The organism is Pantoea sp. GABEPS69 (genome assembly GCF_045780835.1).
Classification (GTDB): Bacteria; Pseudomonadota; Gammaproteobacteria; order Enterobacterales; family Enterobacteriaceae; genus Pantoea; species Pantoea septica.
The window spans coordinates 3,732,152-3,757,172 of sequence record NZ_CP118618.1; the positions used below are offsets into that span (position 1 = coordinate 3,732,152).

Genomic DNA, 25,021 nt, shown 5'->3' on the forward strand with positions numbered 1-25,021 from the left:
AATCTGCGCAATGATAGCACATTAACAAGGTGCCGGGCGACTCTGCATCGCCCGGCCTAAAGACGGCTGCGAATCACCGATTAGAAGTTAAACCCGAGCTGCATCATCGCGCCCCAGGTGTTGTTGTCGCCTACCGAACCCGCCAGATCCAGATGCACCGCTTTGTTGAACGGCGACACGCCGAAACCGGCGGTAAAGACATTTTCATCGTTGGATTTCATATCCGCGCGGTAACCGGCGCGCAGCGCCAGCCAGTCCAGCACGCGGTATTCGCCGCCGACGCCGGCGTACTGGCTGCTCTCTTCCGATTTAAAGCGTTTCGTTTCGGTAAGATCCACATCCAGCGCCGCGGTAAAGGGTCCGCCGTTCCACGACAGGCCAGAGGTCACCAGCGGACGGATCTGGTAGGTGTCGCGATAGCCGTTGGTCTCTTTGGTTTTCAGATCGCGCGACACCAGGTTCTGTCCGGTGACGCCCAGCGTCCAGTTGTCACTCAGCGGCGTCGCTAAACCGGCGTCGATGTTGAAACCGGTATTATCGTTGCGGTAGCGGCTGCCGTTGAGGTCGTTTTTATCGTAGTTGTAGATGCTGGCGGTGTAGTTATAGAGCCAGGTTTTCTGGATCTTCGGCGTGACGCCGATCGAAACCGGATGCCCCGCCACGCTGAACTCGTGCGCGACGGCGATGCCGTAGTCGGTGACCAGCGCCGCCAGTCCGTTTGCGCTGGAACGCAGGTTATTCTGGTCGCCCGGAACGGGAGTAACGGTGCCGTTTGCCACGCCGTCGAGATAGGCGATGTCGCTCTGCGCCACGTTGGCGCGCAGATGCACCGTGCCATACGCCTTAGTGATAAAGGCGAAGGGCAGCGTTTCGTTGGGAACGGTCACCGCCAGCGCGACGCCCGCCGTGCCGTTGGCCTTGTTGCCGCGCAGGTCGCGTAGCTGGTTCGCCACGTCTCGCGACGCCGTTTTCAGCTGCGGATAGCCGTTAAGATAGTCGCGGAAGGTCAGGCCATTGATTACGCCACGATAGCGATCGACGGTATCGCTGATGTCATCGACTTTATCGACCATCTTGTCTTTATCGGTAATCTGCAGGCCAGCAGAAGGAAAAATAATGCCGACGTTATCGTCCGGCTGCGCGCGCGTCATCAGCGCCGGGTTCGCCAGCACGGCGGAGCTCCACGTAGAGGACGCAACGCCTGTACCGCCCATCGCGTCGTTGCGCGCGTCATACCAGGTCCCCGCGGCCATAGCGGAAGAAGAGATAAAGAGCGCGTTTAAAACAGCAGGATATAAAAGCGCAGAGCGCCGGGTGGTTTTGTTCGCCATTTGTCTGCCATCACCTTGATCAGGAAAACATTCATCATCGGAATTTGTCGTTAGCGCTATTGTGAATCTCGGCTAACGGTTCATTGCTGTGAATTCAGTCGTAACAGCACTGTTATTCGCCGGATTGGATGTTTTAGCTACAAATCGGCGCTTTTATTATTTAGCGGGGTAGTCAAAAAGGATATTAAGGCCAGCAGTTGCTTAAGGCCTCATGAACATTAGTGCTTAACCTAGTGAGTTGTAAAGCAAAACTATAATTTTGTTATTTTATGTCTCAAAGATGTTGGCACTGATTAGCATTACAGGAACAACTTCATCAACCGGATACCGGTCTAATGCATTGATATTAATAGACCATGACAGGGATTGTACTGAAAGCGCGCAACTTAAGCGCAAGCGCGTCTGCTGTGATAAGATAACATCTCGTTTTTAGCGGAGAATCACCATGTCGACAATGACGCCAGAAAAAATCATGACTCAGGCGGAAAAGCTCTGCCTGCAACGCGGAGTGCGTCTGACCGCGCAGCGCGCTGAGGTGTTACGTCTGATGGCGGCGCAGCATGGATCGATTAGCGCTTATGACCTGCTGGATCAGCTACGCGCCAGCGAGCCGCAGGCGAAGCCGCCGACGGTTTATCGCGCGCTCGATTTTTTGCTGGAACAGGGTTTTATCCATCGCGTGGAATCAAACAACAGCTACGTGGTTTGTCATCATTTTGAGGCACCGGCGCATACCTCGGTGATGCTGGTATGCGATCGCTGCGCGGCAGTCACTGAAAAACAGGCGCAGGGCGTCGAAAATATCATTGCCGATTTGGCTGGCGAGGCGCGCTTTACGCTACGGCATAGCGTGATTGAGGCGCATGGACTCTGCACCAGCTGTGCGGAAGTCGAAGCCTGTACGCATCAGGATAGCTGTAGTCACGATCATGAGTCTGAAGGGAAAAAGCGCGGAAAAAGAGGCTAAGCGGCACTTCCCTGTGCCGGTCGCTCAGGTCAATCCTGAGCGAGGAGATTACCAGCGGTAATCTTTATTCTGGGTTTCCCAGTCTGAGACTTCTTTCTCTGCCTCATCCTTAGCGTAACCGTAGCGTTCCTGAATTTTGCCGACAAGCTGATCGCGTTTGCCTTCGATAACCTGCATGTCATCGTCGGTCAGCTTGCCCCATTTTTCTTTGAATTTGCCTTTGAACTGCTTCCAGTTACCGCTCGCTTCGTCTTTATTCATGTCAGACCTCCACGTCATCCTTAGTTTTACATACCACCACACATTGGCAGTACGACAATACAAAGCGCTGCTGTGTCGCGCTGTTGTAAGGTAATTGTAGTAGACGAATCGGCAACTGGCGGATAAATACAGAATAATCCGTCAGGCGCTGCGTTTTACGGTTGACGCAGCACGCGTAAATTAACTTTGAAACCAGCGATTTAAGCGCCATTCGCGCCGCCAGATCAGCCAAAGCGAAACGCCGCGCAGCGCAAGAAACACCGTGACCGCCAGCCATAAGCCGTGATTGCCTAACCAGGGAAGAGTCAGCAACGTCAGGAAGTAGCCAAGCGCGGCCATCGCCATACTGTTGCGCATTTCGCGTCCGCGCGTCGCGCCGATAAACAGGCCGTCCAGCAGATAGCACCATACGCCCGCCAGCGGCAGAACGATCTGCCAGATGAGATAGCGATCCACCAGCTGCCGTAGCGACTCTAGCGAAGTCAGCATCGACACAATAGCGTCGCCGCTCGCCGCGTAGATGAGCGCAAAGGCCAGCGCGACCATGCCCGCCTGTCGGCAGGCGGCGTGCCACACCGACAGCAGTCGCTCTCCGTCGCGCGCGCCGTAGGCCTCGCCAGAGACGGCTTCCACCGCGTAGGCGAAGCCGTCGAGCGCATAGGCGGTAAAGGTGATAAACATCAGCAGTACGGCGTTAGCGGCGACAATCTCCGGCCCCAGTCGCGCGCCGATAAGCGTCAGCGATGCAAAGCAGAGCTGCAGCAGCAGCGAACGCAGCATAATGTCGCGATTGAGGCGCAGCAGGCGGCTGATATCGCCGCGCCAGCTCTCTTTCAGCATCGCTATCGAGATGCCGCGTAGCTTCAGTACGCGCCACACCATCGCCAGCCCAACCGCCAGCGTGACATATTCCGCCAGCGCCGTGGCGCTCGCCGCTCCTGCCACGCCCCACTTCAGACCGAGCACCAGCCACAGGTCGAGCAGAATATTGACCGCGTTGCCCACCACCAGCAGCACAACCGGCGCGCGTGCATACTGCACGCCCAGCAGCCAGCCGAGGATCACCATGTTAGCCAGCGTCGCCGGCGCGCTGAGCCAGCGGATATCAATAAAGATCGCGGCCTGCTCCTGCACCTGCGGATCGCCGCCCGCCAGCCGACCTGTCAGCGCGCTGAGCGGCTCGCGCAGCAGGATAAACAGCAGGCCCGCCAGCAGCGCCATCAGTAGCGGCTGCGTCAGGGCGCGCGCCAGCGCCTGCGTATCGCGTGCGCCAAAGGCCTGCGCGGTGATGCCGGTGGTGCTCATGCGCAGAAAGAGTAAAAGCATAAAGACGAAGCTGGTCGCGGTCGCGCCAATCGCTACGCCGCCAAGGTAAACCGGACTGTCGAGATGGCCGATAACGGCGGTGTCCACTAGGCCAAGCAGCGGTACGGTGATATTGGAGAGGATCATCGGCAGCGCCAGCCGCCAGAGTTGTCGGTCGTCAGCAGAGAAGAGACGCATCAGCCGGTCCATGCCTGAAAACGTAAAAAGAAGCGAGGCGGCCCCGGCGCGACATTAGCCGCAGGAGGCGCGTGAAAAGATTATCGTACAGACGCCTGACGAAGGGATGCAGGCGTCTGAAGGCCAGCGGTCAGAGCCACTCGCCGTTGCGCACCACGCCTACCGCCAGACCTTCGACGGTCAGCGACTGCGTGCGGGTGTCGACGATAATCGGCTCGAAGTCGTTGTTTTCCGGCAGCAGATGAACCACGGTGCCCTGCTTTTTCCAGCGCTTTACCGTGACTTCGTCATCGATGCGCGCCACGACGACCTGACCGTTACGCACATCCTGCGTTTTATGCACAGCCAGCAGATCGCCATCCATAATGCCGATATCTTTCATCGACATACCGGCGACGCGCAGCAGGAAGTCAGCAGAGGGCTTAAACAGGTCGGGATCGACTTTGTAGTGCGTTTCAATATGTTCCTGCGCCAGTAGCGGCTCGCCGGCGGCGACGCGGCCGATTAGCGGCAGTCCGTTGGACTCTTCCTCTTCCATCAGCAGGCGAATGCCGCGTGATGCGCCGGAAACGATCTCGATAACACCTTTACGCGCCAGCGCTTTAAGGTGCTCTTCGGCGGCGTTGGGGGAACGGAACCCCAGCTGCGAGGCGATCTCCGCACGCGTTGGCGGCATGCCCGTCTGGTTGATATGGTCGCGAATCAGGTCATAAACCTGTTGCTGCCTGGTGGTTAATGCTTTCATCCCGCCCCCTGGTTGTTTATACAGTCGCTGTGAGTATATACAGGTATTGGCGAAATGAAAACCAAAACCCAGGGAAATAACAGCCGTTTGGGCAATTCTGGAAAGGCTATCGCAAATGGGTCCAGAGCAGCGCGATCCAGACAAACAGCGCCAGTATGATAGCGAGCAAGACGGCGGCGGAACCCATATCTTTCGCCCGCCCCGCCAGCGGATGCCGCTCCTGGCCGATGCGGTCGACCACCGCCTCAATGGCGCTGTTAAGGATCTCGACGATGATCACCAGCACCACCGATCCGATCATCAGGATGCGCGCGACGGAGTCGACATCCAGCCAGCAGGCGATGACGATGGCGACGATGGCGGCCGTGGCTTCCTGACGAAACGCGGCCTCATGCTGCCAGGCGGCGCGTAGCCCCTGCCACGAGTAGCCTGCCGCTTTCACTATCCTGAGTAAACCGGTGGTATTACTTGCCATTGCGAGGGAACCCTTTTAGTTGTTTGACGTCAATGTCTGGGCCAGGTGCGTTTGGCACCACCACAGATCTTCGCAGCACTTTCTGATATGCTTGCGGCGCTTTGCTAACAAGAGGCTTCATGTTGTCTATGTCAGGTTGGCGTAAACTTTATTATAAATTGTTGAATTTACCACTTTCCATTCTGGTAAAAACGAAGGCTATTCCGGGCGATCCCGTCTCCGAACATGGACTCGATCCGACGCGGCCGATTATGTACGTGCTGCCATACGATTCCAAGGCGGATTTGCTGACGCTGCGCCAGCAGTGTCTGAAGCATAATTTGCCCGATCCGCTGTCGCCGCTGGAAATCGACGGCGCGCTGCTGCCGCGCCACGTGTTTATCCACGATGGCCCGCGCGTATTCCCCCATTTCGGGCCGAATACGGAATCGGTGAAAATTTTCCACGAGTATCTCGATCTGCACCGCAACAATCCTCAGCTCGATATCCAGATGCTGCCGGTCTCGGTGATGTTCGGGCGCGCGCCTGGCCGCGAGGTTCAGGGCGACGATACGCCGCACCTGCGCGAGCTTAACGGGGTTGAGAAGTTCTTCGCTATCATCTGGCACGGCCGCGACAGCTTTGTGCGCTTTTCCCCCACGGTTTCGCTGCGCTGGATGGCGACGCAGCACGGCACCGATAAATCGATCGCGCAGAAACTGGCGCGCGTGGCGCGCATTCATTTCGCACGCCAGCGTTTAGCCGCGGTCGGCCCGCGTCTGCCGGCGCGTCAGGATCTCTTCAACAAGCTGCTGCAGTCCAAGGCGATTGAAAAAGCGGTGGAAGAAGAGGCGCGCAGTAAAAAGCTTTCCCATGAGAAGGCGCAGCAGAACGCCGTCGAGATGATGGAAGAGATCGCCGCCGACTTCTCCTATGAAGCGATCCGCGTCACCGATCGCGTGATGGGCTGGCTGTGGAGCCGTCTCTATCAGGGCATCAACGTCAACGGCGGCGAACGCGTGCGCCAGCTGGCGGAAGATGGCCATGAGATCGTCTATGTACCCTGCCACCGCAGCCACATGGATTATCTGCTGCTCTCCTACGTGCTTTATCACCAGGGTCTGGTGCCGCCGCATATCGCCGCAGGCATCAACCTGAACTTCTGGCCAGCCGGCCCGATTTTCCGCCGTCTGGGCGCATTCTTTATTCGCCGCACCTTCAAAGGCAACAAACTCTACGCCACCGTGTTCCGCGAATATCTCGGCGAGCTGTTCAGTCGCGGCTACTCGGTCGAGTATTTTGTTGAAGGTGGGCGCTCACGTACCGGCCGTTTGCTCGATCCGAAAACCGGCACGCTGGCGATGACGCTACAGGCGATGCTGCGCGGCGGCAAGCGACCGATTACGCTGGTGCCAATCTATATCGGCTATGAGCACGTTATGGAAGTGGGCACTTACGCCAAAGAGCTGCGCGGCGCGGCGAAAGAGAAAGAAGGCTTTATGCAGATGGTGCGCGGCCTGCGTAAGCTGCGCAATCTGGGCCAGGGCTACGTTAACTTCGGCGAACCGCTGCCGCTGGTGAACTACCTCAACAAGCAGGTGCCGGAGTGGCGCGACGCCATCGATCCGATTGAACCGCAGCGTCCCAGCTGGCTGACGCCGACTGTAAACGATATCGCGGCGCGTCTGATGGTGCGCATCAACGAAGCGGGCGCCGCCAACGCCATGAACCTGTGCGTGACCGCGCTGCTCGCCTCGCGTCAGCGTTCGCTAACTCGCGAGCAGCTGATCGAGCAGCTTGAGTGCTATACCGAACTGCTGCGCAACGTGCCCTATTCGCCGGAATCGACGGTGCCGCCGCTTTCAGCGGAAGCGCTGCTGAACCATGCCATGAGCATGAATAAGTTCGAAACCGAGCAGGACAATATCGGCGACATCATCATTCTGCCGCGCGAGCAGGCGGTGCTGATGACCTATTACCGCAACAATATTCACCATATGCTGGTGATGCCGTCGCTGATCGCCGCGATTATTCAGCAGCACCCGAACCTGAGCGAAGCCGAACTGCTGCGCCAGGTGCGTCTGATTTACCCGATGCTGAAAAGCGAGCTATTTCTGCGCTGGGAAATCGACGCGCTGCCGGCGCTGCTGAGCGCCCTCTGTCAGGAGCTGGCGCGTCAGGGGCTGATTACTCTGCAGGATGGACAGCTGCGCCACACCGCCGCGCGTTATCGCACGCTGCAGCTGCTGGCCGCCGGCATCCGCGAGACCCTGCAGCGTTTCGCCATCACCTTCTCGATCCTCAGCGCGAAGCCGACCATCAACCGCGGCACGCTGGAGAAAGAGAGCCGTATGCTGGCGCAGCGTCTTTCGGTGCTGCACGGCATTAATGCGCCGGAGTTTTTCGATAAGGCGGTGTTTACCACGCTGGTGCTGACGCTGCGCGATGAGGGTTATATCAGCGACACTGGCGACGCTGACGTCGAGCGTACGCAGGCTACCTGGCATATTCTGGCCGATTTGGTGACCAGCGATGTGCGGCTGACTATCGAAAGCGCGGTGGCGCACGAGTAGCCCGCCGCGGACAGCAAAAACCAAGGGCGACAGAGATGTCGCCCTTTTTTTCAGGCAGCTCCACGGGTTGATAAGCGGGAGAGAGGGACCGAAGAGCAAAGCGTCCTGCGACAAGGATAAAAACGTCGGGAACGTTTTTGAACAACGCAACGCGTTGGCCCGTTTACGGGTGCCCTTCAGGGATGAGGGGCATATACGCGCGGGCCGAGCCGGCAGGGATGCCGCTTTTTGCGTCTTTGCGATCGGGCCCTCTCTCCCGCGCTGGCACCTTGCCAGCAGACGCAAAAGGCGACAAATTTGTCGCCTTTTTGCTGTTAAAAAAGCTGGCTAAACGGCGGCGTATTCAGCACTACGCCAATAAACACCACCAGGCCGACATAGTTGTTATTAAGAAACCCCTGGAAGCAGGCGTCGCGCTCGCGGCGAACGATCAGCTTTTGCTGGTAGAGAAACAGCGCGGCGGCGCCGAGCAGCGACCAGTAAAAGAAAGCGTTAAGCTGCATCAGCAGTCCCACCAGCGCCAACAGACCCAGCGTTGCGAGCTGCAGCAGGCCGATAATCAGCTTGTCGTAGCGACCAAACAAAATCGCCGTCGATTTGACGCCGATCTTGATATCGTCATCGCGATCCACCATGGCGTACTGCGTATCATAGGCGACGGTCCAGCAGATGTTTGCCAGGAACACCAGCCAGCATTCTAATGGTAAGGACTCACTAACCGCAGCCCAGGCCATGGGAATAGCCCAGCCGAACGCCGCGCCTAACACCACCTGTGGCAGATGGGTATAGCGCTTCATAAAGGGATAGCACCAGGCCAGCGCCAGCCCGCCGAGCGAAAGCAGAATCGTCATCAGGTTCATGGTGAGCACCAGCGCGAACGCCAGCAAGCCCAGCAGCACAAACAGGATTTTCGCCTCTTTCTCGCTGACCGCGCCGCTGGGCAGCGGACGGCCGGCGGTACGCTTCACGAAGCCGTCGACCTTGCGGTCGGCGAAATCGTTAATCACGCAGCCCGCCGCGCGCATCACAAACACGCCGAGCACAAACACCACCAGCACCGACAGCGGCGGCACGCCCATATCCGACAGCCAGAGCGCCCACAGCGTCGGCCACAGCAGCAGTAGCGTGCCGATCGGTTTATCAATACGCATCAGGCGGCTATAGGCCTGAAACTTACTCATCTGTACGCTTTTTTCCACGTTTAATCGTCCTCAGGCCAGGTCGCGATAGAGCGGCGAGGCGGGTAAAAACAGTTCGGTCAGCAGCAGCGGCTTGCCCGACAGCCGCAGGCGCGAGCGGCGTCCCCAGAGCGCGCCGACGCTGCCCGGTTCGATAAAGTCGCGGCTTAAGGTCGAAGAGGAGAAAAGATAGCGGCCAAGCGGGCGCGTCCCTAGCTGTTGCAGCATCTGTTCCGGGCCGTTGAGCGTGCTTTCCGGCACCAGCGTGCGGCCGATAAGCCAGGGTTCGTCATCGCCGCACAGCACGATCTCGCGCAGCCAGAAGCGCGCATCATCCGGCAGAAGCGCCCTTTCATCGGTGAGTTCATCGGCGTTGATAAAGCCTTCGCGCATCGGCCGCACCGTCACCTGCCGACAGTGCTGCTCGAAACGGCGCGTCATGGAGTCTTCCTCCATCAGCCAGTCCAGCAGCGGCGCGGTCAGCGTCGGATGCGTAGATGGCAGCCAGTTGAGCGCGCGTAATAAGCTGAGCGCCTCTTGCGACATATCACCACTCCCGTCAATTTTGAGGGCAACAGTGTAGCGCAGAGGCGCGACGGGCACACCTGGCGGCAGTTATTCGCGCTTCAGGCGGTTGCTGTTCGCCAGCCACAGGGTCACCACCAGAATCAGGATGGCGCCGGAGTAGCAGAGCGTATCGAAGGGATTTTTATGGTCGACGATAATCAGTCGAATAATCGCCGTAATGCCGATATAGACAAAATAGCGCAGCGGGAAGTGATAGCCAGACTGGAAGTATTTAACAATCAGCGCGATAAATTCGAAGTAGAGGAAATAGATAACGATCCCCTCAATCAACAGATAAGAGGAGGCCTGTTCTCCAACATTCAGCAGCACGTTGGCAAGGTGCAGCGTCTCTTTGCCCAGAAACACCGCCAGAATAACCGCCAGCGCCAGCAGTCCCAGATTTAGCACCCATTGCAGCGCCAATGCGATGTACTGACCGCCGGTGGGTTTAACGTTCATGATTTGCCTCGATAATGGCTTTTTAGTAAAGGATCGCCATCATGCTGTAATGTGATATAGATCACAAGATACCGGCAGTATGCCGCTCGCCGCTGCGGACAAAAATCCGACATCGATCTCCTTCTCGTCTCAGCGAACTGGTCTACAGTTAAAAGGTCGGCAGCGCGCGCAGGTCGCTTAAAATTCAGAAAAAATTGCGTTCTTCCGGCCGTTCCTTTTGCAGATTGCTCTTTCCGTCAGGCTGGCTCTCTGCTGCTTTTTAGCCTGACGGTTACGGAGTGGCATGACGTGTTGACCCTGCTTAATCTTCTTTCCGCCGTCGCCCTGCTGGTCTGGGGCACTCATATCGTGCGCTCCGGCATTATGCGCGTCTTCGGCGCCGACCTGCGCCGCGTGCTCAGCCGCAGCATCGAAAAGAAACCCATGGCTTTCCTGGCGGGCATCGGCGTAACCACGCTGGTGCAGAGCAGTAACGCCACCACGTTGCTGGCGACTTCGTTTGTGGCGCAGAAGCTGATGGGCCTGACGCCTGCGCTGGTGGTGGTGCTCGGCGCCGACGTCGGCACCGCCATCATGGCGCGTATTCTTACTTTCGATCTCTCCTGGCTGTCGCCGCTGTTTATCTTTTTCGGCGTAGTCTTCTTCCTGTCGCGCAAGCAGACGCGCGTCGGCCAGATGGGCCGCGCCAGCATTGGCCTGGGGCTGATTTTGCTGGCGCTGCAGCTAATCGTCAGCGCCGCCCGGCCGATTACGCAGGCGTCGGGTGTGCAGGTGCTCTTCTCCAGCCTGACCGGCGATATTCTGCTGGATGCGCTCATCGGCGCGGTCTTCGCCATTATCAGCTACTCCAGCCTGGCGGCGGTGCTGATTACCGCCACGCTGACCGCCGCGGGCGTGATCTCGTTTAAAGTGGCGCTCTGTCTGGTAATCGGCGCCAACCTCGGCAGCGGCCTGCTGGCGATGCTGAACGCCAGCGGCTCCAACGCCGCCGGCAAGCGGGTGGCGCTCGGCAGCCTGCTGTTCAAACTGCTCGGCTCGCTGGCGGTCCTGCCCTTTATCAACCTGCTGGCGCCCTGGCTGGATAAGATGCCGGTTAACGACGAAGAGCTGGTGATCTTCTTCCACGTCTTCTACAACCTGATCCGCTGCCTGATTATGGTGCCCTTCGCCGATCCGATGGCGCGGCTCTGCACCCGCCTTATCGGCGACGATGCCGAGGCGGATATGGCGATGAAGCCTCGCCATCTCGACCGCAGCGCGCTGGATACGCCGACGCTGGCGCTGGTCAACGCCGCGCGCGAGACGCTGCGCATCGGCGACGTGCTGGAAATGATGCTGGAGGCGTTCAATAAAGTGGTGCACGGCGAAGTGCGCGAAGAGCGCACGGTGCGGCGGCTGGACGACGACGTAGACGTGCTTTATACCGCTATCAAGCTCTATCTGGCGCGCATGCCGAAAGAGGATCTGTCGGAAGAGGATTCGCGACGCTGGGGTGAAATTATCGAGATGTCGCTGAATCTTGAGCAGGCGGGCGACATCATCGAACGCATGAGCGGCGACGTAGCGGATAAGGCGCTGACGCCGCGCCGCGCCTTCTCGGCGGAGGGCATCAAGGAGTTAGAGACGCTGCATGAGCAGCTGCTGGCGAACCTGCGCCTTAGCCTGTCGGTGTTTCTCTCGCGCGACGTCACCAGCGCGAAACGGCTGCGCCGCGCCAAGCATCGCTTCCGCATTCTGATTCGCCGCTTTTCGCATGCGCATGTCGAGCGACTGCATCAAAAGAACGTCCAGAGCATTGAAACCAGCTCGCTGCATCTCGGTCTGCTGGGGGATATGAAGCGCCTGAATTCGCTGCTGTGCAGCGTGGCCTATACGCTGCTGGAGCAGCCGGACGATGGGCGGGACGAGGAGTGAAGCGGGGGCGCACGGCCCCCGCTCTGTTACTGCTTGTCGACCGGTTTGCCTGACCAGTAGCCAGCCAGCAGCGAGCCAGAGAGATTGTGCCAGACCGAAAAGAGCGCGCCCGGCAGCGCGGCCAGCGGCGAGAAGTAGAGCTTGCCCAGCGTCGCCGCCAGTCCGGAGTTCTGCATGCCGACCTCCAGCGCCAGCGTGCGGCAGGTCGACTCGTCGAAGCCGAACAGCTTGCCGCCCCAGTAGCCGCCCAGCAGGCCGATGGCGTTATGCATCACCACGGCGGCGATCACCATCAGGCCGACCGATCCGATAAAGCCCTGGCTGCCCGCCACTACAGCGCTGATGATCAACAGAATGCACACCATAGAGAAAGCCGGCAGGTAAGGCTCGATCCGGCGCACCAGACCGTTAAAGCTGTGATGGACGATCAGCCCCAGGCTAATCGGGATCGCTACGATCTTCACGATGCTGAGCAGCATGCCCACTACGTCCACCTGAATATGCGTATCGACGTAGAAGCGCGTCAGTAGCGGCGTCGCGAACACGCCCACCAGCGCAGAAACTGAGGAGATGGTCACCGACAGCGCGACGTCGCCCTTCGCCAGATAGATCATTACGTTCGAGGCGGTGCCGCTGGCCACGCTGCCCACCAGGATCATGCCCGCGGCGAGATCCGGCGGCATCTGGAATAGCTTCGCCAGCGCCCAGGCGGCGAGCGGCATCACCAGATAGTGCAGAAAGGTGCCGGCGATCACCGGCGCCGGGCGCACCAGCACGCGTTTGAAATCGTCGATATTCAGCGTGACGCCCATACCAAACATAATCAGCATCAGCAGCCAGGAGACCCAGGGTCCGATGCCGAGAAAAGTGCCGGGCGAGTAGTAGGCGGCAACTGAGAGCAGCACGGCCCACAGCGGGAACAGGCGGGTTAATTTGGCGAGCATAGCCAGACTTCCTTCTTTGAATGTTGTGTTTTTTCGCGAATTTGCCACAGAGAAACGCGACGCAGGAACGGGTGCGCCAGCGGGGCGGGATCATAACATTTCGTTATCGCAAGGTGAGGCCAGAAGGGAAAATGGGGATCGACTGCTGCCGATCCGCCAGACAGGGCCAGAAATACGCTGGCTTTTACGCTAAAAAGCGGTCGATCGCACCAGCCGGATCCGATCCGGCCGGGCGGATCCTTACTCGAACAGGTTTTTATGCAGCGCGCGCACCACGCTTTCTGCATCTTCGCCCGGCACCAGGAAGCAGAGGTTGTAGCTGCTGGCGCCGTAGCAGATCAGGCGCAGGTTAAACGGCTCAAGCGTGCCGAACACCTCTTTGCCGACGCCGCGCGCGCGGGAGAGGTTGTTGCCGATGATTGCCACCAGCGCCAGGTTCTCTTCCACTTCAACGCGGCAGAGCGACGACAGCTCCGTCAGCAGCGCCTGGGTCAGCAGGCTGTCGCCGGTAGAGGTCGAGCCAGTGGTGTCGAGCGTCAGCGCCACGCTCACTTCCGAGGTGGTAATCAGATCCACGGAGATATTATGGCGCGCCAGAATAGTGAACACTTCGACGAGGAAGCCGCGCGAGTGCAGCATGTTGAGGCTGTGCAGCGTCAGCAGCGTCTGCCGACGACGCAGCGCCAGCGCGCGGAACAGCGGCGGGTTGGCGGTTTCGCGATGCACGCGCGTGCCGCCGGCGGCTGGATCTTTGCTTGAGCCGACAAACACAGGAATGTCGCTGCGCACCGCCGGCAGCAGCGTCGCCGGATGCAGCACCTTGGCGCCGAAGATCGCCATTTCGGTCGCCTCTTCGAAGGTGATGTCGTCGATACGCTTCGCGGACGGCACCACGCGCGGGTCGGTGGTGTAGATGCCCGCCACGTCGGTCCAGATATCGACGCGCGCCGCTTTCAGCGCCTCGCCCAGCAGCGCGGCGGTATAGTCGCTGCCGCCGCGTCCCAGCGTGGTGGTACGGCCCTTTTGCTCGCTGCCGATAAAGCCCTGGGTAATCACCAGCGACTGCGCCAGACGCGGCGTCAGCAGCGCGGCAGCCTGTTCAGCCAGCGTCGCGATTTCCGGCTCGGCGCGGCCGAAACGGTCGTTGGTGCGCATCACTTTACGCACGTCGAACCACTCCGCCTCTACCTGACGCTCGCGCAGAATCTCCACGAACAGCAGCGTGGACATCAGCTCGCCATGGCTGACCAGTTCGTCGGTAAGCGCGTTGGAGGTCGCCAGCGAGGCGGCGTCGGAAAGCATGGTGATGTTTTCGATCATGCGGTCGATTTCATCACGGATAACGGCCGGATTTTGCAGGCGTTCGACAATCGCATACTGGATGCGGCGAATTTCGTCCAGCAGGTAAGCGCGCTGCGCCTGCTCCTGGCCTTCCGCCAGCGAGACCAGCAGGTTGGTCACGCCCGCTGAGGCGGAGAGCACCACCAGACGCGTGTTGGCATTGGCCAGCACCACATCGGCGCTGCGGTTCATAGCATCGAAATCGGCAACGCTGGTGCCGCCGAATTTCGCCACGATCAGAGTTTGAGACATGTACGACCTCGTGTCAGGTTATCTTCTCCCGCGTTTATGGGACGGGAGACATTGTATCAGCCTTGGCACAAGGGAAGAGCAGAATTGGGCAGACAAGATCAGGAGACGAGTCACCCAGAAGCACTTCACCTTGCGAAGCGACCGACTGTGGACGCCTCTGGTGACAACCCAGGGGATTCAGCCCCTGCAGCCGACAGGCAACACTCCGTGTGTTGACCACCTCGGCGTCGCTCCCCCTGATGTGTTATCCCCGGATACGGTTCCTCCAACACACTGCCTGGGCGACGCGCCTCTTCTGGCTTGCGCACGGGTGCGCAAGTAGCCGCATAAAAATACCGGGTCATAAGGTTGCTGTCTACGTCTGTCGGCGATTTGCTGCGCCCGCAGAGCTAAATGGCCTCCTTCAGACCGGTTTATTCTGATTCGGCACAAGGTTCGGCGACGGCATTAGCGGCACAATACGCGCCGCCTGAACGGTAAATCGCCCGCGGCGACAGGCTAAAACGGCGCGCGGTTTCCGGCGCGCGTTCCGCTGCCCCCTGCCGCAAAGGTGACGACGCCGACAAAATTTTTCCTTTCAGCGGACACTATTGTCATACTGAAACGCTATACGGGTGTGGTTGCCCACGATGGAATGACGGTTCTTAAATCAACAAGAGTGTTGCCATGAAAAATATCAATCCGACCCAAACCGCAGCCTGGAAAGCGCTGCAACAGCATTTTGAACAGATGAAATCGGTGACTATCGCCGAGCTGTTCGCCCAGGATGCCGATCGTTTTGCTAAATTCTCCGCCACCTTTGACGATCAGATGCTGGTGGATTTTTCGAAAAACCGCATTACCCAGGAGACGCTGGACAAGCTGCAGGCGCTGGCGAAAGTGACCGACCTGAGCGGCGCGATTAAGTCGATGTTCTCTGGCGAGAAGATCAACCGCACCGAAGATCGCGCCGTGCTGCACGTCGCGCTGCGCAACCGCAGCAATACGCCGATTCTGGTAGACGGCAAAGATGTGATGCCGGAAGTGAATGCGGTGCTGGAGAAGATGAAGCACTTCTCCGAGCGCATCATCGGCGGCGAGTGGAAAGGCTATACCGGCAAAGCGATCACCGACGTGGTGAATATCGGCATCGGCGGGTCGGATCTTGGTCCGTTTATGGTGACGGAGGCGCTGCGCCCCTATAAAAACCACCTCAATATGCACTTCGTCTCCAACGTGGACGGCACGCATATCGCGGAAACCCTGAAAGATCTCAGCCCGGAAACCACGCTGTTCCTGGTGGCGTCGAAAACCTTCACCACCCAGGAAACCATGACCAACGCCCACAGCGCGCGCGACTGGTTCCTGAAAACCGCCGGCGATCAGCAGCACGTGGCGAAACACTTTGCCGCGCTCTCCACCAATGCGAAAGCGGTGGGCGAATTCGGCATCGATACCGCCAATATGTTTGAGTTCTGGGACTGGGTCGGCGGCCGCTACTCGCTCTGGTCGGCCATCGGTCTGTCGATTATCCTCTCTATCGGCTTCGACAACTTCGAGCAGCTGCTGAGCGGCGCGCATGCCATGGACCAGCACTTCTCCACCACGCCAGCCGAGCAGAACCTGCCGGTACTGCTGGCGCTGATCGGCATCTGGTACAACAACTTCTTCGGCGCCGAGACCGAAGCGATTCTGCCTTACGATCAGTACATGCACCGCTTCGCGGCCTACTTCCAGCAGGGCAATATGGAATCTAACGGCAAGTACGTCGATCGCGACGGCAACCCGGTGGATTACCAGACTGGCCCGATTATCTGGGGCGAGCCGGGCACCAACGGCCAGCACGCGTTCTACCAGCTGATCCATCAGGGCACCAAGCTGGTGCCGTGCGACTTTATCGCGCCGGCCATTACCCACAACGCGCTGGCGGATCATCACCAGAAGCTGCTCTCTAACTTCTTCGCCCAGACCGAAGCGCTGGCGTTCGGCAAGTCGCGCGACGTGGTAGAGAAAGAGTTTGCCGATGCCGGCAAGTCTGCTGAATCCGTCGCGCATATCGTGCCGTTCAAGGTGTTTGAAGGCAATCGCCCGACCAACTCGATCCTGCTGCGCGAGATCACGCCCTATAGCCTTGGCGCGTTGATTGCGCTTTACGAGCACAAAATCTTCACGCAGGGCGCGATCCTGAATATCTTCACCTTCGACCAGTGGGGCGTAGAGTTAGGCAAGCAGCTGGCTAACCGTATTCTGCCGGAGCTGGAAAACAGCGCCGATATTACCAGCCACGACAGTTCCACTAATGGCTTAATTAATCGCTATAAATCCTGGCGTTAATAAAGTCTGAATCCTGCAAAGGCGGCCGCGCGGCCGCCTTTTTCTTGCCGTTGCGAACAAAATAACCGCGCCGTCGCAGAGAATATGCGCAATTCAGACGGGATAATTCTTAAATTAAGATGAGATTCTTCTGAAGATGTAGAGAGAAACCCCCTCTCTCTCGCGTTTTAAATGGTACTTATTCATTCACCAGTCACTTCCTTCCGCTTGTTTTTTAAAGCAATTCTATTTTCAGGCAGCCCGGCAAATTCTGATAATTCCTTTTCCGGTCCATTTATTAATAAAAAAGCGTAAAACGCTTTGCATTTAATTTTCGACCAGCAATAAATTCTGACCTCCGGTAAATCTCACCAATAAAAAGGAGGTTATCGCTGTTTAGCCCCTTTTTTAGCCAAAATAAACCGCCCTTTCCGACCGCTTTTTCCCACGCTGAACTCTGGTAATTTGTTGCCCTATACTGAACGCGCCCGAAAACGGGTACATCCTTCATTCACTCAATGCAGGACAAGCTGTATGAAAAAAATCATGGTTGCCGGAGCAGCCGTACTATACGTCGCAGCGCATTCCGTGGCTTTTGCCGCTCCGGAAGAAGCGGGTGCCGCAGCGGGCGCGCAGGCGGGAGCAATCTCCGCCGGCACCTCGACCGCTGTCGGTATCGGCGTGCTTGGCGCATTAGTCGGTGTCGGCATTGCCGCTTCTGGCGGTGGTGACGGCGCGAATACCGGTACAACAACCACGACCACAACGAGCACCACTCGTTGACGTAGCACCTTTAAACATAACCACACAGCCGTGTGGTTATTTTTTGCTTTGGCTTCTTTTACAGGGACACACAGTGCGCCAACTTCCTTTGTTGCTGGCTTGCCTGCTGCTGCAGGCCTGCACGCAGACGCAAAAAGGGCTGGAACAGACCGTCATGATGGCGGTCTCCGGCCCCGATGACGTGATTAAAACCAGCCAGCAGATCGCCGACCTTCCCTACGCCAGCCTCTATGCGCGGATTAATGAAGGCCCGCAGATTTTCGTGGTGCTGGGCTATAACGAAAATGGCCAGCAGAAGTGGATCACTCAGGACAACGCTATGCTGGTGACCCGGCATGGCCGCCTGGTGAAAACGCTCGGCCTGCCGGATAACCTGCAAGAAGTGAGCAATCTGCCGCAGGATCCGCTGGCGGATGCGCTCCATCTGCGCGACGGCGTCAGCTGGACGCGCATCGCGCAGTGGACCGAGCACGGCGAGACGCGCGCCGCGACGGTGAGCTCGCGCTTTACGCGCGGCGCTGACGAGGTGCTGACGCTGGCGGGTCGCCGCGTCGCCTGCCGCGTCTGGATCGAGCAGGCGCGCATCGAGGCCACCGGCCGCGCGTGGGAGAACACCTTCTGGATCGATAACAGCAGCGGCGATGTGGTGCAGGCGCGCCAGATGCTGGCTGCGGACGACTTCCCTGTTGCCACTACCCTTCTGAAGCCGGCGAAATCATGAAAACAACACTCTCTTTGCTGGCCGCCCTGATGCTGGCCGGCAGCAGCGCCGCGTGGGCGGCGGGTCAGGTTATGGTGCATAGCGCGCAGGGCAGCGCCACGCTCGAAAACGTGCAGGATCTGGCGCAGCTGACGACGCAGCCTGCGCTGATGGACGCCGTCTGGTGGCGCGGCGCGGTTATCGCGGAGCGAAACGCCAGCGCCGCCGCGCAGCGCCAGCAGCAGCAGACGCTGGCCGATCTACGCGCCTGGCAGGCGCAGAGCAGCGGCGATCGCGCCGCCGCCATCGGCGAAGTTTTGCGCCAGCTCAGCGCCGTCAAGGTCGCTGGCCGCCAGTTCGTTTCGCTCGATCCCGACCAGATCCGCCTTCATCCCGAGAGCAACCGTCGGCTGGAAGGCCGCTACGACCTCTGGCTGACGCCGCCGTCCGACGGCGTATGGCTGCTGGGCGCGCTGCGCGACGCAGGCAAAGTCAGCTGGCAGCCGGGCCAGACGGTGCGCGGCTATCTGGCGCAGCATCAGCCTCTATCCGGCGCGGAGAACAGCTACGCCACGGTGATCGCGCCCTCCGGCGAAACGCAGCGCGTGCCGGTGGCCTACTGGAATCAGCGCCACAGGGAAGTCGCGCCCGGCAGCATTATCTGGCTGGGCTTCTCCGCCTGGAGCCTGCCTGACGCGTATGACGATTTGAACCAGCGCATGATTTCTGTTCTGACTCACCGGGTGCCAGAGTGATGAATAAACGACTTCTTTTCAGCCTGCTGGCTGTTTCCGTGGCCGCCGCATGTCAGGCGCAGGCCGATACCTTTCCCGATCCGGTGGGTCCGTCGCAGTCTGACTTCGGCGGCGTCGGCCTGTTGCAGGTGCCGACCGCGCGCATGGCGCGCGAGGGCGAGTTTAGCCTTAACTTCCGCGATAACGATCAGTACCGCTACTACTCCGCCTCGCTGCAGCTGCTGCCCTGGCTGGAGACGACGGTGCGCTATACCGACGTGCGCACGCGACGCTACAGCGCCGTAGAGAGCTTCAGCGGTAACCAGAGCTACAAAGACAAGGCGTTCGACCTTAAGCTGCGCCTGCTGCAAGAGAGCTACTGGCTGCCTGAGGTCGCTTTAGGCTCGCGCGATCTTGGCGGCACCGGCCTGTTCGACAGCGAATATCTGGTGGCGAGCAAAGCCTGGGGACCATTCGACTTTACCCTCGGACTCGGCTGGGGCTATCTCGGCAACAGCGGCACGGTGAAAAACCCCTTCTGCTCCTACAGCGACAGCTACTGCCAGCGTCCCGGCGTCGGCGAAGCGGGCTCGATCAACGGCTCGCAAATGTTTCACGGCCCGTCGGCGCTGTTCGGCGGCGTGGAGTATCAGACGCCCTGGCAGCCGCTGCGCCTCAAGCTGGAGTATGAGGGCAACAACTATCAGGATGACTTCGCCGGCAGGCTCGAGCAGCGCAGCAAGGTCAACGTCGGCGCGATTTATCGCGTCACCGACTGGGCCGATATCAACGCCAGCTACGAGCGCGGCAACACCTTTATGTTCGGCGTGACGGTGCGCACCAACTTCAACGATCTGCGCCAGACGCATATCGACAGCGCGAAGCCCGAATACCGTCCTCAGCCGCAGGAGAGCATGCTGGAGCCGACCGTGGTCGCCAGCCAGCTGAGCGATCTGAAGTACAACGCCGGGCTGAGCGGGCCGCGCATTCAGACCCGAGGCAGCACGCTGTTCGTCTCCGGCGAGCAGACCAAATACCGCGACACGCGCGAAGGGGTCGATCGCGCCAACCGCATCATTATGAATAACCTGCCGGCGGGCATCGAAACGATCGAGGTGACCGAGTCGCGCTTCAATATGCCGCAGGTCACGACGCGTACCGACGTCAACAGCCTGCGCAATGAGCTGGCAGGCTATCCGCTCGGTCAGGAGCAGCCGCTGCGCCAGACGCGCGAGAACCCGGTCGACGCGGGCGAGACCGAGCAAGGCTTCTTTATTCGTAAAGAGCGGCTTAACTACAGCCTGTCGCCGGTGCTAAACCAGTCGGTCGGCGGCCCGGAAAGCTTTTACATGTACCAGGTCGGCGTGATGGGCAACCTGGATTACTGGTTTACCGATCATCTGCTGGTGGGCGGCAGCCTGTTCGGCAACCTCGCCAATAACTACGACAAGTTCAACTATAACGGCGCGCCCGCCGACTCGACGCTGCCGCGCGTGCGCACCCATATTCGCGACTACGTCGAGAACAACGTCTACGTTAACGATCTGCAGGCCAACTACATGGGTTACCTCGGCAACGGCTTCTACGGCCAGATGTACGGCGGTTACCTCGAGACCATGTACGGCGGCGTCGGCGGCGAGATGCTCTACCGTCCCATCGACAGCAACTGGGCCGTTGGCGTCGACGCCAACTATGTGCGCCAGCGCGACTGGGACAACATGATGCAGTTCACCAACTACAAAGCGCCGACCGGCCATGTAACGGCGTACTGGCGTCCGTGGTTTATGCAGGATCTGCTGGTGAAGGCGAGCGTCGGACAATATCTGGCGAAGGACAAAGGCGTGACGATTGACGTGTCGAAGCGCTTCGACAGCGGCGTGATGGTGGGCGTTTATGCCACCAAAACCAACGTGTCGTCGGAGCAGTACGGCGAAGGCGATTTCACCAAAGGTTTCTATCTGTCGATTCCAATGGATCTCTTTACCGTGACGCCGACGCGCGGCCGCGCGCAGGTGAACTGGGTGCCGCTGACGCGTGACGGCGGGCAGATGCTGGGACGCAAGTACCAGCTTTATGACCTGACGTCCGATCGCGACGCGCGTTTCAATTGATGAAAAAAGGCGGCCTGATGGCCGCCTTTATTATTGGTCAATGCAGATCGCAAAGTCGTTCAAGGCATTCCTGCTCGTTCGGCCCGCGCCACCTGCCTTTTAACTTTCGAAGCCGTCCGTGGTTTTAATCCGCGTCATACCCTAAATTCGGCGCCAGCCAGCGCTCAACCTCGCTCACCGCCATGCCTTTACGCGCCGCATAATCCTCGACCTGATCGCGCTGGATCTGCGCCACCGCGAAGTAACGGCTATCCGGATGACTGAAGTACCAGCCTGAAACCGATGCGCCCGGCCACATGGCGAAGGATTCGGTGAGCTTCATGCCGGTATGGGTTTCCACATCCAGCAGCTGCCAGATCGCCGCTTTCTCGGTATGTTCCGGACAGGCGGGATAGCCCGGCGCGGGACGAATGCCCTGATAATTTTCGCGGATCAGCTCCTCTTTGCTCAGGTTCTCATGGGCGGCAAAGCCCCAGATCACCTTACGCACCCGCTCGTGCAGATATTCGGCGAAGGCTTCCGCCAGCCGATCGGCCACCGCTTTCACCATGATTTTGTTGTAGTCGTCGTGCTGCGCGTCATACGCCTCCGCCAGCGCATCCTCTTCCAGGCCGCCGGTCACGGCGAACGCGCCCAGATAATCCGACTTGCCGCTCCCTTTCGGCGCGACATAATCGGCCAGACAGTAGTTGGGAAAATCGGTTTTCTCCGTCTGCTGGCGCAGATGATGACTGACAGCAACCACCTCGCGGCGGCTCTCGTCGCGGTAAATCTCAATATCGTCCCCGACGCGGTTAGCCGGGAAAATGCCCACCACGCCGCGCGGCGTCAGCGCTTTTTGCGTGCTGAGCTGGTCCAGCATCGCGTTGGCGTCGGCAAACAGACGCTTCGCCTCTTCGCCTACCACCTCATCTTCCAGAATGCGCGGATACTTGCCCGCCAGCGACCAGGTCATAAAGAACGGCGTCCAGTCGATATAGTGGCGCAGCGTGTCGATGCCGACCGCTATCTCGCTGACGCCGAGTCGATGCGCCACCGGCGGCGTATAGCTTTCCCAGTCGATGGAGACCGCGTTATCGCGCGCAACCTGCAGCGACACCGGCGGCGTGCGCGGCTTTTTACGCGCGTGCTGGATGCGCACGGTCTCGTACTCTTTGCGCGTGCGCGCCACGAAATCCGCTTTCAGGGTCGACGAAAGCAGCGACGATACCACGCCCACGGTGCGCGAGGCGTTCTGCACATAGACCGTCGGGCCGCTATAGTTCTGCTCGATCTTCACGGCGGTGTGCGCCTTTGACGTGGTCGCGCCGCCAATCAGCAGCGGCAGCGTAAAGCCCTGACGCTCCATCTCTTTGGCGACGTTGACCATCTCATCCAGCGACGGCGTAATCAGGCCCGACAGTCCGATAATATCCGCCTGCTGTTCGATGGCGGTTTTCAGGATTTTGTCGCTCGGCACCATCACGCCGAGGTCGATAATCTCGTAGTTATTGCACTGTAGCACTACGCCGACGATATTCTTGCCGATGTCGTGCACGTCGCCTTTTACCGTCGCCAGCACGATTTTGCCGTTGCTGCGGCCCGCCTCTTTGCTGGCCTGAATATAGGGTTCAAGGTAAGCCACCGCCTGCTTCATCACGCGCGCCGACTTCACCACCTGCGGCAGGAACATCTTTCCTTCGCCGAACAGGTCGCCCACCACGTTCATGCCCGCCATCAGCGGACCTTCAATCACCTCAATCGGCCGCGCCGACGCCTGACGCGCCTCTTCGGTATCCTGCTCGATAAACTCGGTGATGCCTTTTACCAGCGAATATTCCAGCCGCTTTACCACGTCCCAGCTGCGCCATTCCGCCTGCTGCTTATCCTCTGTGCCGTCGCCTTTGCTGGCGCGGTACTTCTCCGCCAGCGCCAGCAAACGCTCGGTGCCGTCGTCGCGGCGGTTAAGGATAACGTCCTCTACCGCCTCGCGCAGCTCGGCGGGCAGATCGTCGTAAATCGCCAGCTGACCGGCGTTGACGATGCCCATATCCATGCCGTTGCGGATGGCGTAATAGAGGAACACCGCGTGGATGGCTTCGCGTACCGGATCGTTGCCGCGAAATGAGAACGACACGTTAGAGACGCCGCCGGAGATCATCGCATGCGGCAGCTCGCGCTTGATATCTTCGCAGGCGCCGATAAAGTCCACCGCGTAGTTATTGTGCTCGTCGATGCCGGTGGCGACGGCAAAGATATTCGGGTCGAAGATAATATCTTCCGGCGGAAAGCCGACCTGCTCGGTGAGGATCTTGTAGGCGCGGCGGCAGATCTCGATTTTGCGCGCGCGCGTATCCGCCTGGCCCGCTTCGTCGAAGGCCATCACCACCATCGCCGCGCCGTAGCGGCGCACCAGCCGCGCATGGTGGATAAAGGTCTCCTCGCCCTCTTTCATCGAGATCGAGTTAACGATGCCTTTGCCCTGGATGCACTGCAGCCCCTTTTCAATCACCTCCCACTTTGAGGAGTCGATCATAACAGGCACGCGCGCGATATCGGGCTCGCCGGCGATCAGGTTAAGAAAGCGCACCATCGCCGCTTCGGCGTCGAGCATGCCCTCATCCATATTGATGTCGATAACCTGCGCGCCGCTCTGCACCTGCTGCAGCGCCACTTCCAGCGCCTCGTTGTATTTCTCTTCTTTAATCAGGCGCTTGAATTTGGCCGAGCCGGTGACGTTGGTGCGCTCGCCTACGTTGACGAACAGCGTGTCGCCGCTGATATTGAGCGGCTCAAGCCCGGAGAGACGACAGGCGACCGGCAGTTCAGGCAGTTTGCGCGGCGCCACCCCGGCGACGATATCCGCCATCGCCCTGATGTGCTGCGGTGTGGTGCCGCAGCAGCCGCCGATGATGTTGAGGAAGCCGGCGCGCGCCCATTCGCCAATCTGCTCGGCCATGACGCCAGCATCGAGATCGTATTCGCCGAAGGCGTTGGGAAGCCCGGCGTTCGGGTGCGCGGTGACATAGCATTCAGCGATGCGCGACATTTCCGCTACGTACTGACGCAGCTCGTCCGGGCCGAGCGCGCAGTTGAGGCCGAACGACAGCGGTTCGGCGTGGCGCAGCGAGTTATAGAAAGCTTCCGTGGTCTGGCCGGAGAGCGTGCGGCCAGAGGCGTCGGTAATGGTGCCGGAGATCATCAGCGGCAGGTTGACGCCCAGCGCCTCCATCTCGGTCTGCACCGCGAAAATCGCCGCTTTAGCGTTTAGCGTGTCGAATACCGTTTCGATCATAATGAGATCGGCGCCGCCTTCCACCAGCGCGCGCGTCGATTCGCGATACGCTTCTACCAGCTGGCTAAAGGTGACGTTGCGGAAAGCGGGATCGTTAACGTCCGGCGAGATCGAGCAGGTGCGGTTGGTCGGGCCGAGCACGCCGGCGACGTAGCGCGGACGCTGCGGGGTTTTCGCCGTCCATTCGTCGCAGCAGGCGCGCGCCAGTCGGGCAGCCTCGAAGTTGATCTCCGCCGAGAGCGCTTCCATCTGGTAATCCGCCATCGCAATGGTGGTGGCGTTAAAGGTATTGGTTTCCAGAATATCGGCGCCCGCTTCCAGATAGGCGTGGTGGATCTCGCGGATCACCTCAGGCTTGCTGAGCACCAGCAGATCGTTGTTGCCTTTGAGGTCGCAGGGCCAGTCGCCGAAGCGGCTGCCGCGAAAATCCTGCTCGTCCAGCCTGTAGCTCTGGATCATCGTGCCCATGCCGCCGTCCAGCACCATGATGCGTTGCGCGAGCTGCTGATGCAGCGCTTCGATTCTGTTGCTCACTCTTGCCTCGTTTAGCTCAATTTGCTGGCTAAAACGCCAGCGCCTCATACTGTCATAACTTACGCAGGGGAGAAAGCCGCAGCAGGTGAGACATTTTCAGGCAG

19 protein-coding genes and 1 riboswitch are annotated in these 25,021 nt (G+C 59.5%); of the genes, 8 read left to right on the forward strand and 11 right to left on the reverse strand.

Annotation, left to right across the window (positions count from 1 at the left end):
• Positions 1-80: 80 nt before the first annotated feature.
• A complete protein-coding gene (locus PVE98_RS18175) occupies positions 81-1,331 on the reverse strand; it encodes a conjugal transfer protein TraF (RefSeq protein WP_096072427.1) in 1,251 nt (416 codons plus the stop codon).
• A 445-nt stretch (positions 1,332-1,776) separates the two neighbouring features.
• Here PVE98_RS18175 and zur point away from each other — a divergent pair, with 445 nt between their 5' ends.
• Entirely contained in the window at positions 1,777-2,298 is a 522-nt protein-coding gene (gene zur, locus PVE98_RS18180; protein ID WP_096072426.1) for a zinc uptake transcriptional repressor Zur, read from the forward strand.
• 48 nt (positions 2,299-2,346) lie between these two features.
• Here zur and PVE98_RS18185 read toward each other — a convergent pair whose 3' ends face one another.
• The 4 genes from PVE98_RS18185 to PVE98_RS18200 form a co-directional block, all read right to left on the reverse strand.
• Positions 2,347-2,559, reverse strand: a complete 213-nt coding sequence (locus PVE98_RS18185; protein WP_033749146.1) for a CsbD family protein — start codon at positions 2,557-2,559, stop codon at positions 2,347-2,349.
• A gap of 180 nt (positions 2,560-2,739) precedes the next feature.
• Positions 2,740-4,062 (reverse strand): MATE family efflux transporter DinF, encoded by a 1,323-nt coding sequence (gene dinF / locus PVE98_RS18190; RefSeq protein ID WP_033749145.1) that lies wholly within the window; start codon positions 4,060-4,062, stop codon positions 2,740-2,742.
• Positions 4,063-4,192: 130 nt separating this feature from the next.
• Positions 4,193-4,807: a transcriptional repressor LexA gene (lexA, locus tag PVE98_RS18195; protein ID WP_033749144.1), complete on the reverse strand. Its 615-nt coding sequence runs from the start codon at positions 4,805-4,807 to the stop codon at positions 4,193-4,195.
• Positions 4,808-4,913: 106 nt separating this feature from the next.
• Positions 4,914-5,282 carry a diacylglycerol kinase gene (locus tag PVE98_RS18200; protein ID WP_096072425.1) on the reverse strand — a complete coding sequence of 123 codons (369 nt, stop codon included), beginning with the start codon at positions 5,280-5,282 and terminating at the stop codon, positions 4,914-4,916.
• 128 nt (positions 5,283-5,410) lie between these two features.
• Here PVE98_RS18200 and plsB point away from each other — a divergent pair, with 128 nt between their 5' ends.
• Positions 5,411-7,834 carry a glycerol-3-phosphate 1-O-acyltransferase PlsB gene (gene plsB, locus PVE98_RS18205; RefSeq protein ID WP_033749619.1) on the forward strand — a complete coding sequence of 808 codons (2,424 nt, stop codon included), beginning with the start codon at positions 5,411-5,413 and terminating at the stop codon, positions 7,832-7,834.
• A 314-nt stretch (positions 7,835-8,148) separates the two neighbouring features.
• On the opposite strand, the gene ubiA is transcribed toward plsB, so the two are convergent.
• From ubiA to psiE, 3 genes are all read right to left on the reverse strand, one after another.
• Positions 8,149-9,015, reverse strand: coding sequence for a 4-hydroxybenzoate octaprenyltransferase (gene ubiA / locus PVE98_RS18210; RefSeq protein WP_179944787.1), 867 nt, complete (start codon positions 9,013-9,015; stop codon positions 8,149-8,151).
• 30 nt (positions 9,016-9,045) lie between these two features.
• Positions 9,046-9,558: a chorismate lyase gene (ubiC, locus tag PVE98_RS18215; protein WP_033749141.1), complete on the reverse strand. Its 513-nt coding sequence runs from the start codon at positions 9,556-9,558 to the stop codon at positions 9,046-9,048.
• A gap of 69 nt (positions 9,559-9,627) precedes the next feature.
• Positions 9,628-10,038: a phosphate-starvation-inducible protein PsiE gene (gene psiE / locus PVE98_RS18220; protein ID WP_033749140.1), complete on the reverse strand. Its 411-nt coding sequence runs from the start codon at positions 10,036-10,038 to the stop codon at positions 9,628-9,630.
• Between the two features lie 288 nt (positions 10,039-10,326).
• Here psiE and PVE98_RS18225 point away from each other — a divergent pair, with 288 nt between their 5' ends.
• Positions 10,327-11,952, forward strand: coding sequence for a Na/Pi cotransporter family protein (locus PVE98_RS18225; protein ID WP_096072424.1), 1,626 nt, complete (start codon positions 10,327-10,329; stop codon positions 11,950-11,952).
• A gap of 26 nt (positions 11,953-11,978) precedes the next feature.
• Here the strand turns inward: PVE98_RS18225 and panS are convergent, their stop codons facing one another.
• Together panS and lysC are read right to left on the reverse strand one after the other, a co-directional pair.
• Entirely contained in the window at positions 11,979-12,896 is a 918-nt protein-coding gene (gene panS / locus PVE98_RS18230; protein ID WP_096072423.1) for a ketopantoate/pantoate/pantothenate transporter PanS, read from the reverse strand.
• A gap of 240 nt (positions 12,897-13,136) precedes the next feature.
• A complete protein-coding gene (gene lysC / locus PVE98_RS18235) occupies positions 13,137-14,489 on the reverse strand; it encodes a lysine-sensitive aspartokinase 3 (RefSeq protein ID WP_033749137.1) in 1,353 nt (450 codons plus the stop codon).
• A gap of 110 nt (positions 14,490-14,599) precedes the next feature.
• A riboswitch (Lysine riboswitch) is annotated at positions 14,600-14,792 on the reverse strand.
• 363 nt (positions 14,793-15,155) lie between these two features.
• On the opposite strand from lysC, the gene pgi reads away from it, so the two are divergent.
• From pgi to PVE98_RS18260, 5 genes are all read left to right on the forward strand, one after another.
• Positions 15,156-16,802, forward strand: a complete 1,647-nt coding sequence (pgi, locus tag PVE98_RS18240) for a glucose-6-phosphate isomerase (RefSeq protein ID WP_096072422.1) — start codon at positions 15,156-15,158, stop codon at positions 16,800-16,802.
• A gap of 513 nt (positions 16,803-17,315) precedes the next feature.
• Complete coding sequence (gene yjbE, locus PVE98_RS18245) at positions 17,316-17,564, forward strand: exopolysaccharide production protein YjbE (protein ID WP_096072421.1); 249 nt, start codon at positions 17,316-17,318, stop codon at positions 17,562-17,564.
• 73 nt (positions 17,565-17,637) lie between these two features.
• Entirely contained in the window at positions 17,638-18,285 is a 648-nt protein-coding gene (locus PVE98_RS18250; RefSeq protein WP_096072420.1) for a YjbF family lipoprotein, read from the forward strand.
• The gene (locus PVE98_RS18255; protein WP_033749133.1) at positions 18,282-19,019 is read left to right on the forward strand and encodes a capsule biosynthesis GfcC D2 domain-containing protein; all 738 of its coding nucleotides are present in this window, start codon (positions 18,282-18,284) and stop codon (positions 19,017-19,019) included. The genes PVE98_RS18250 and PVE98_RS18255 overlap by 4 nt, the downstream gene beginning before the upstream one ends.
• Complete coding sequence (locus PVE98_RS18260; protein WP_096072419.1) at positions 19,019-21,109, forward strand: YjbH domain-containing protein; 2,091 nt, start codon at positions 19,019-19,021, stop codon at positions 21,107-21,109. The genes PVE98_RS18255 and PVE98_RS18260 overlap by 1 nt, the downstream gene beginning before the upstream one ends.
• A 124-nt stretch (positions 21,110-21,233) precedes the next feature.
• On the opposite strand, the gene metH is transcribed toward PVE98_RS18260, so the two are convergent.
• Positions 21,234-24,869: a methionine synthase gene (metH, locus tag PVE98_RS18265; RefSeq protein WP_407568600.1), complete on the reverse strand. Its 3,636-nt coding sequence runs from the start codon at positions 24,867-24,869 to the stop codon at positions 21,234-21,236.
• Positions 24,870-25,021: the final 152 nt, after the last annotated feature.

What these genes read in the sequence shown, in the direction of transcription:
- PVE98_RS18175 (WP_096072427.1), bottom strand. Translation starts at nt 1,331, where the DNA reads ATGGCGAACAAAACCACCCGGCGCTCTGCGCTTTTATATCCTGCTGTT.
- zur (WP_096072426.1), top strand. Translation starts at nt 1,777, where the DNA reads ATGTCGACAATGACGCCAGAAAAAATCATGACTCAGGCGGAAAAGCTC.
- PVE98_RS18185 (WP_033749146.1), bottom strand. Translation starts at nt 2,559, where the DNA reads ATGAATAAAGACGAAGCGAGCGGTAACTGGAAGCAGTTCAAAGGCAAA.
- dinF (WP_033749145.1), bottom strand. Translation starts at nt 4,062, where the DNA reads ATGCGTCTCTTCTCTGCTGACGACCGACAACTCTGGCGGCTGGCGCTG.
- lexA (WP_033749144.1), bottom strand. Translation starts at nt 4,807, where the DNA reads ATGAAAGCATTAACCACCAGGCAGCAACAGGTTTATGACCTGATTCGC.
- PVE98_RS18200 (WP_096072425.1), bottom strand. Translation starts at nt 5,282, where the DNA reads ATGGCAAGTAATACCACCGGTTTACTCAGGATAGTGAAAGCGGCAGGC.
- plsB (WP_033749619.1), top strand. Translation starts at nt 5,411, where the DNA reads ATGTCAGGTTGGCGTAAACTTTATTATAAATTGTTGAATTTACCACTT.
- ubiA (WP_179944787.1), bottom strand. Translation starts at nt 9,015, where the DNA reads ATGAGTAAGTTTCAGGCCTATAGCCGCCTGATGCGTATTGATAAACCG.
- ubiC (WP_033749141.1), bottom strand. Translation starts at nt 9,558, where the DNA reads ATGTCGCAAGAGGCGCTCAGCTTATTACGCGCGCTCAACTGGCTGCCA.
- psiE (WP_033749140.1), bottom strand. Translation starts at nt 10,038, where the DNA reads ATGAACGTTAAACCCACCGGCGGTCAGTACATCGCATTGGCGCTGCAA.
- panS (WP_096072423.1), bottom strand. Translation starts at nt 12,896, where the DNA reads ATGCTCGCCAAATTAACCCGCCTGTTCCCGCTGTGGGCCGTGCTGCTC.
- lysC (WP_033749137.1), bottom strand. Translation starts at nt 14,489, where the DNA reads ATGTCTCAAACTCTGATCGTGGCGAAATTCGGCGGCACCAGCGTTGCC.
- pgi (WP_096072422.1), top strand. Translation starts at nt 15,156, where the DNA reads ATGAAAAATATCAATCCGACCCAAACCGCAGCCTGGAAAGCGCTGCAA.
- yjbE (WP_096072421.1), top strand. Translation starts at nt 17,316, where the DNA reads ATGAAAAAAATCATGGTTGCCGGAGCAGCCGTACTATACGTCGCAGCG.
- PVE98_RS18255 (WP_033749133.1), top strand. Translation starts at nt 18,282, where the DNA reads ATGAAAACAACACTCTCTTTGCTGGCCGCCCTGATGCTGGCCGGCAGC.
- PVE98_RS18260 (WP_096072419.1), top strand. Translation starts at nt 19,019, where the DNA reads ATGAATAAACGACTTCTTTTCAGCCTGCTGGCTGTTTCCGTGGCCGCC.
- metH (WP_407568600.1), bottom strand. Translation starts at nt 24,869, where the DNA reads ATGGTGCTGGACGGCGGCATGGGCACGATGATCCAGAGCTACAGGCTG.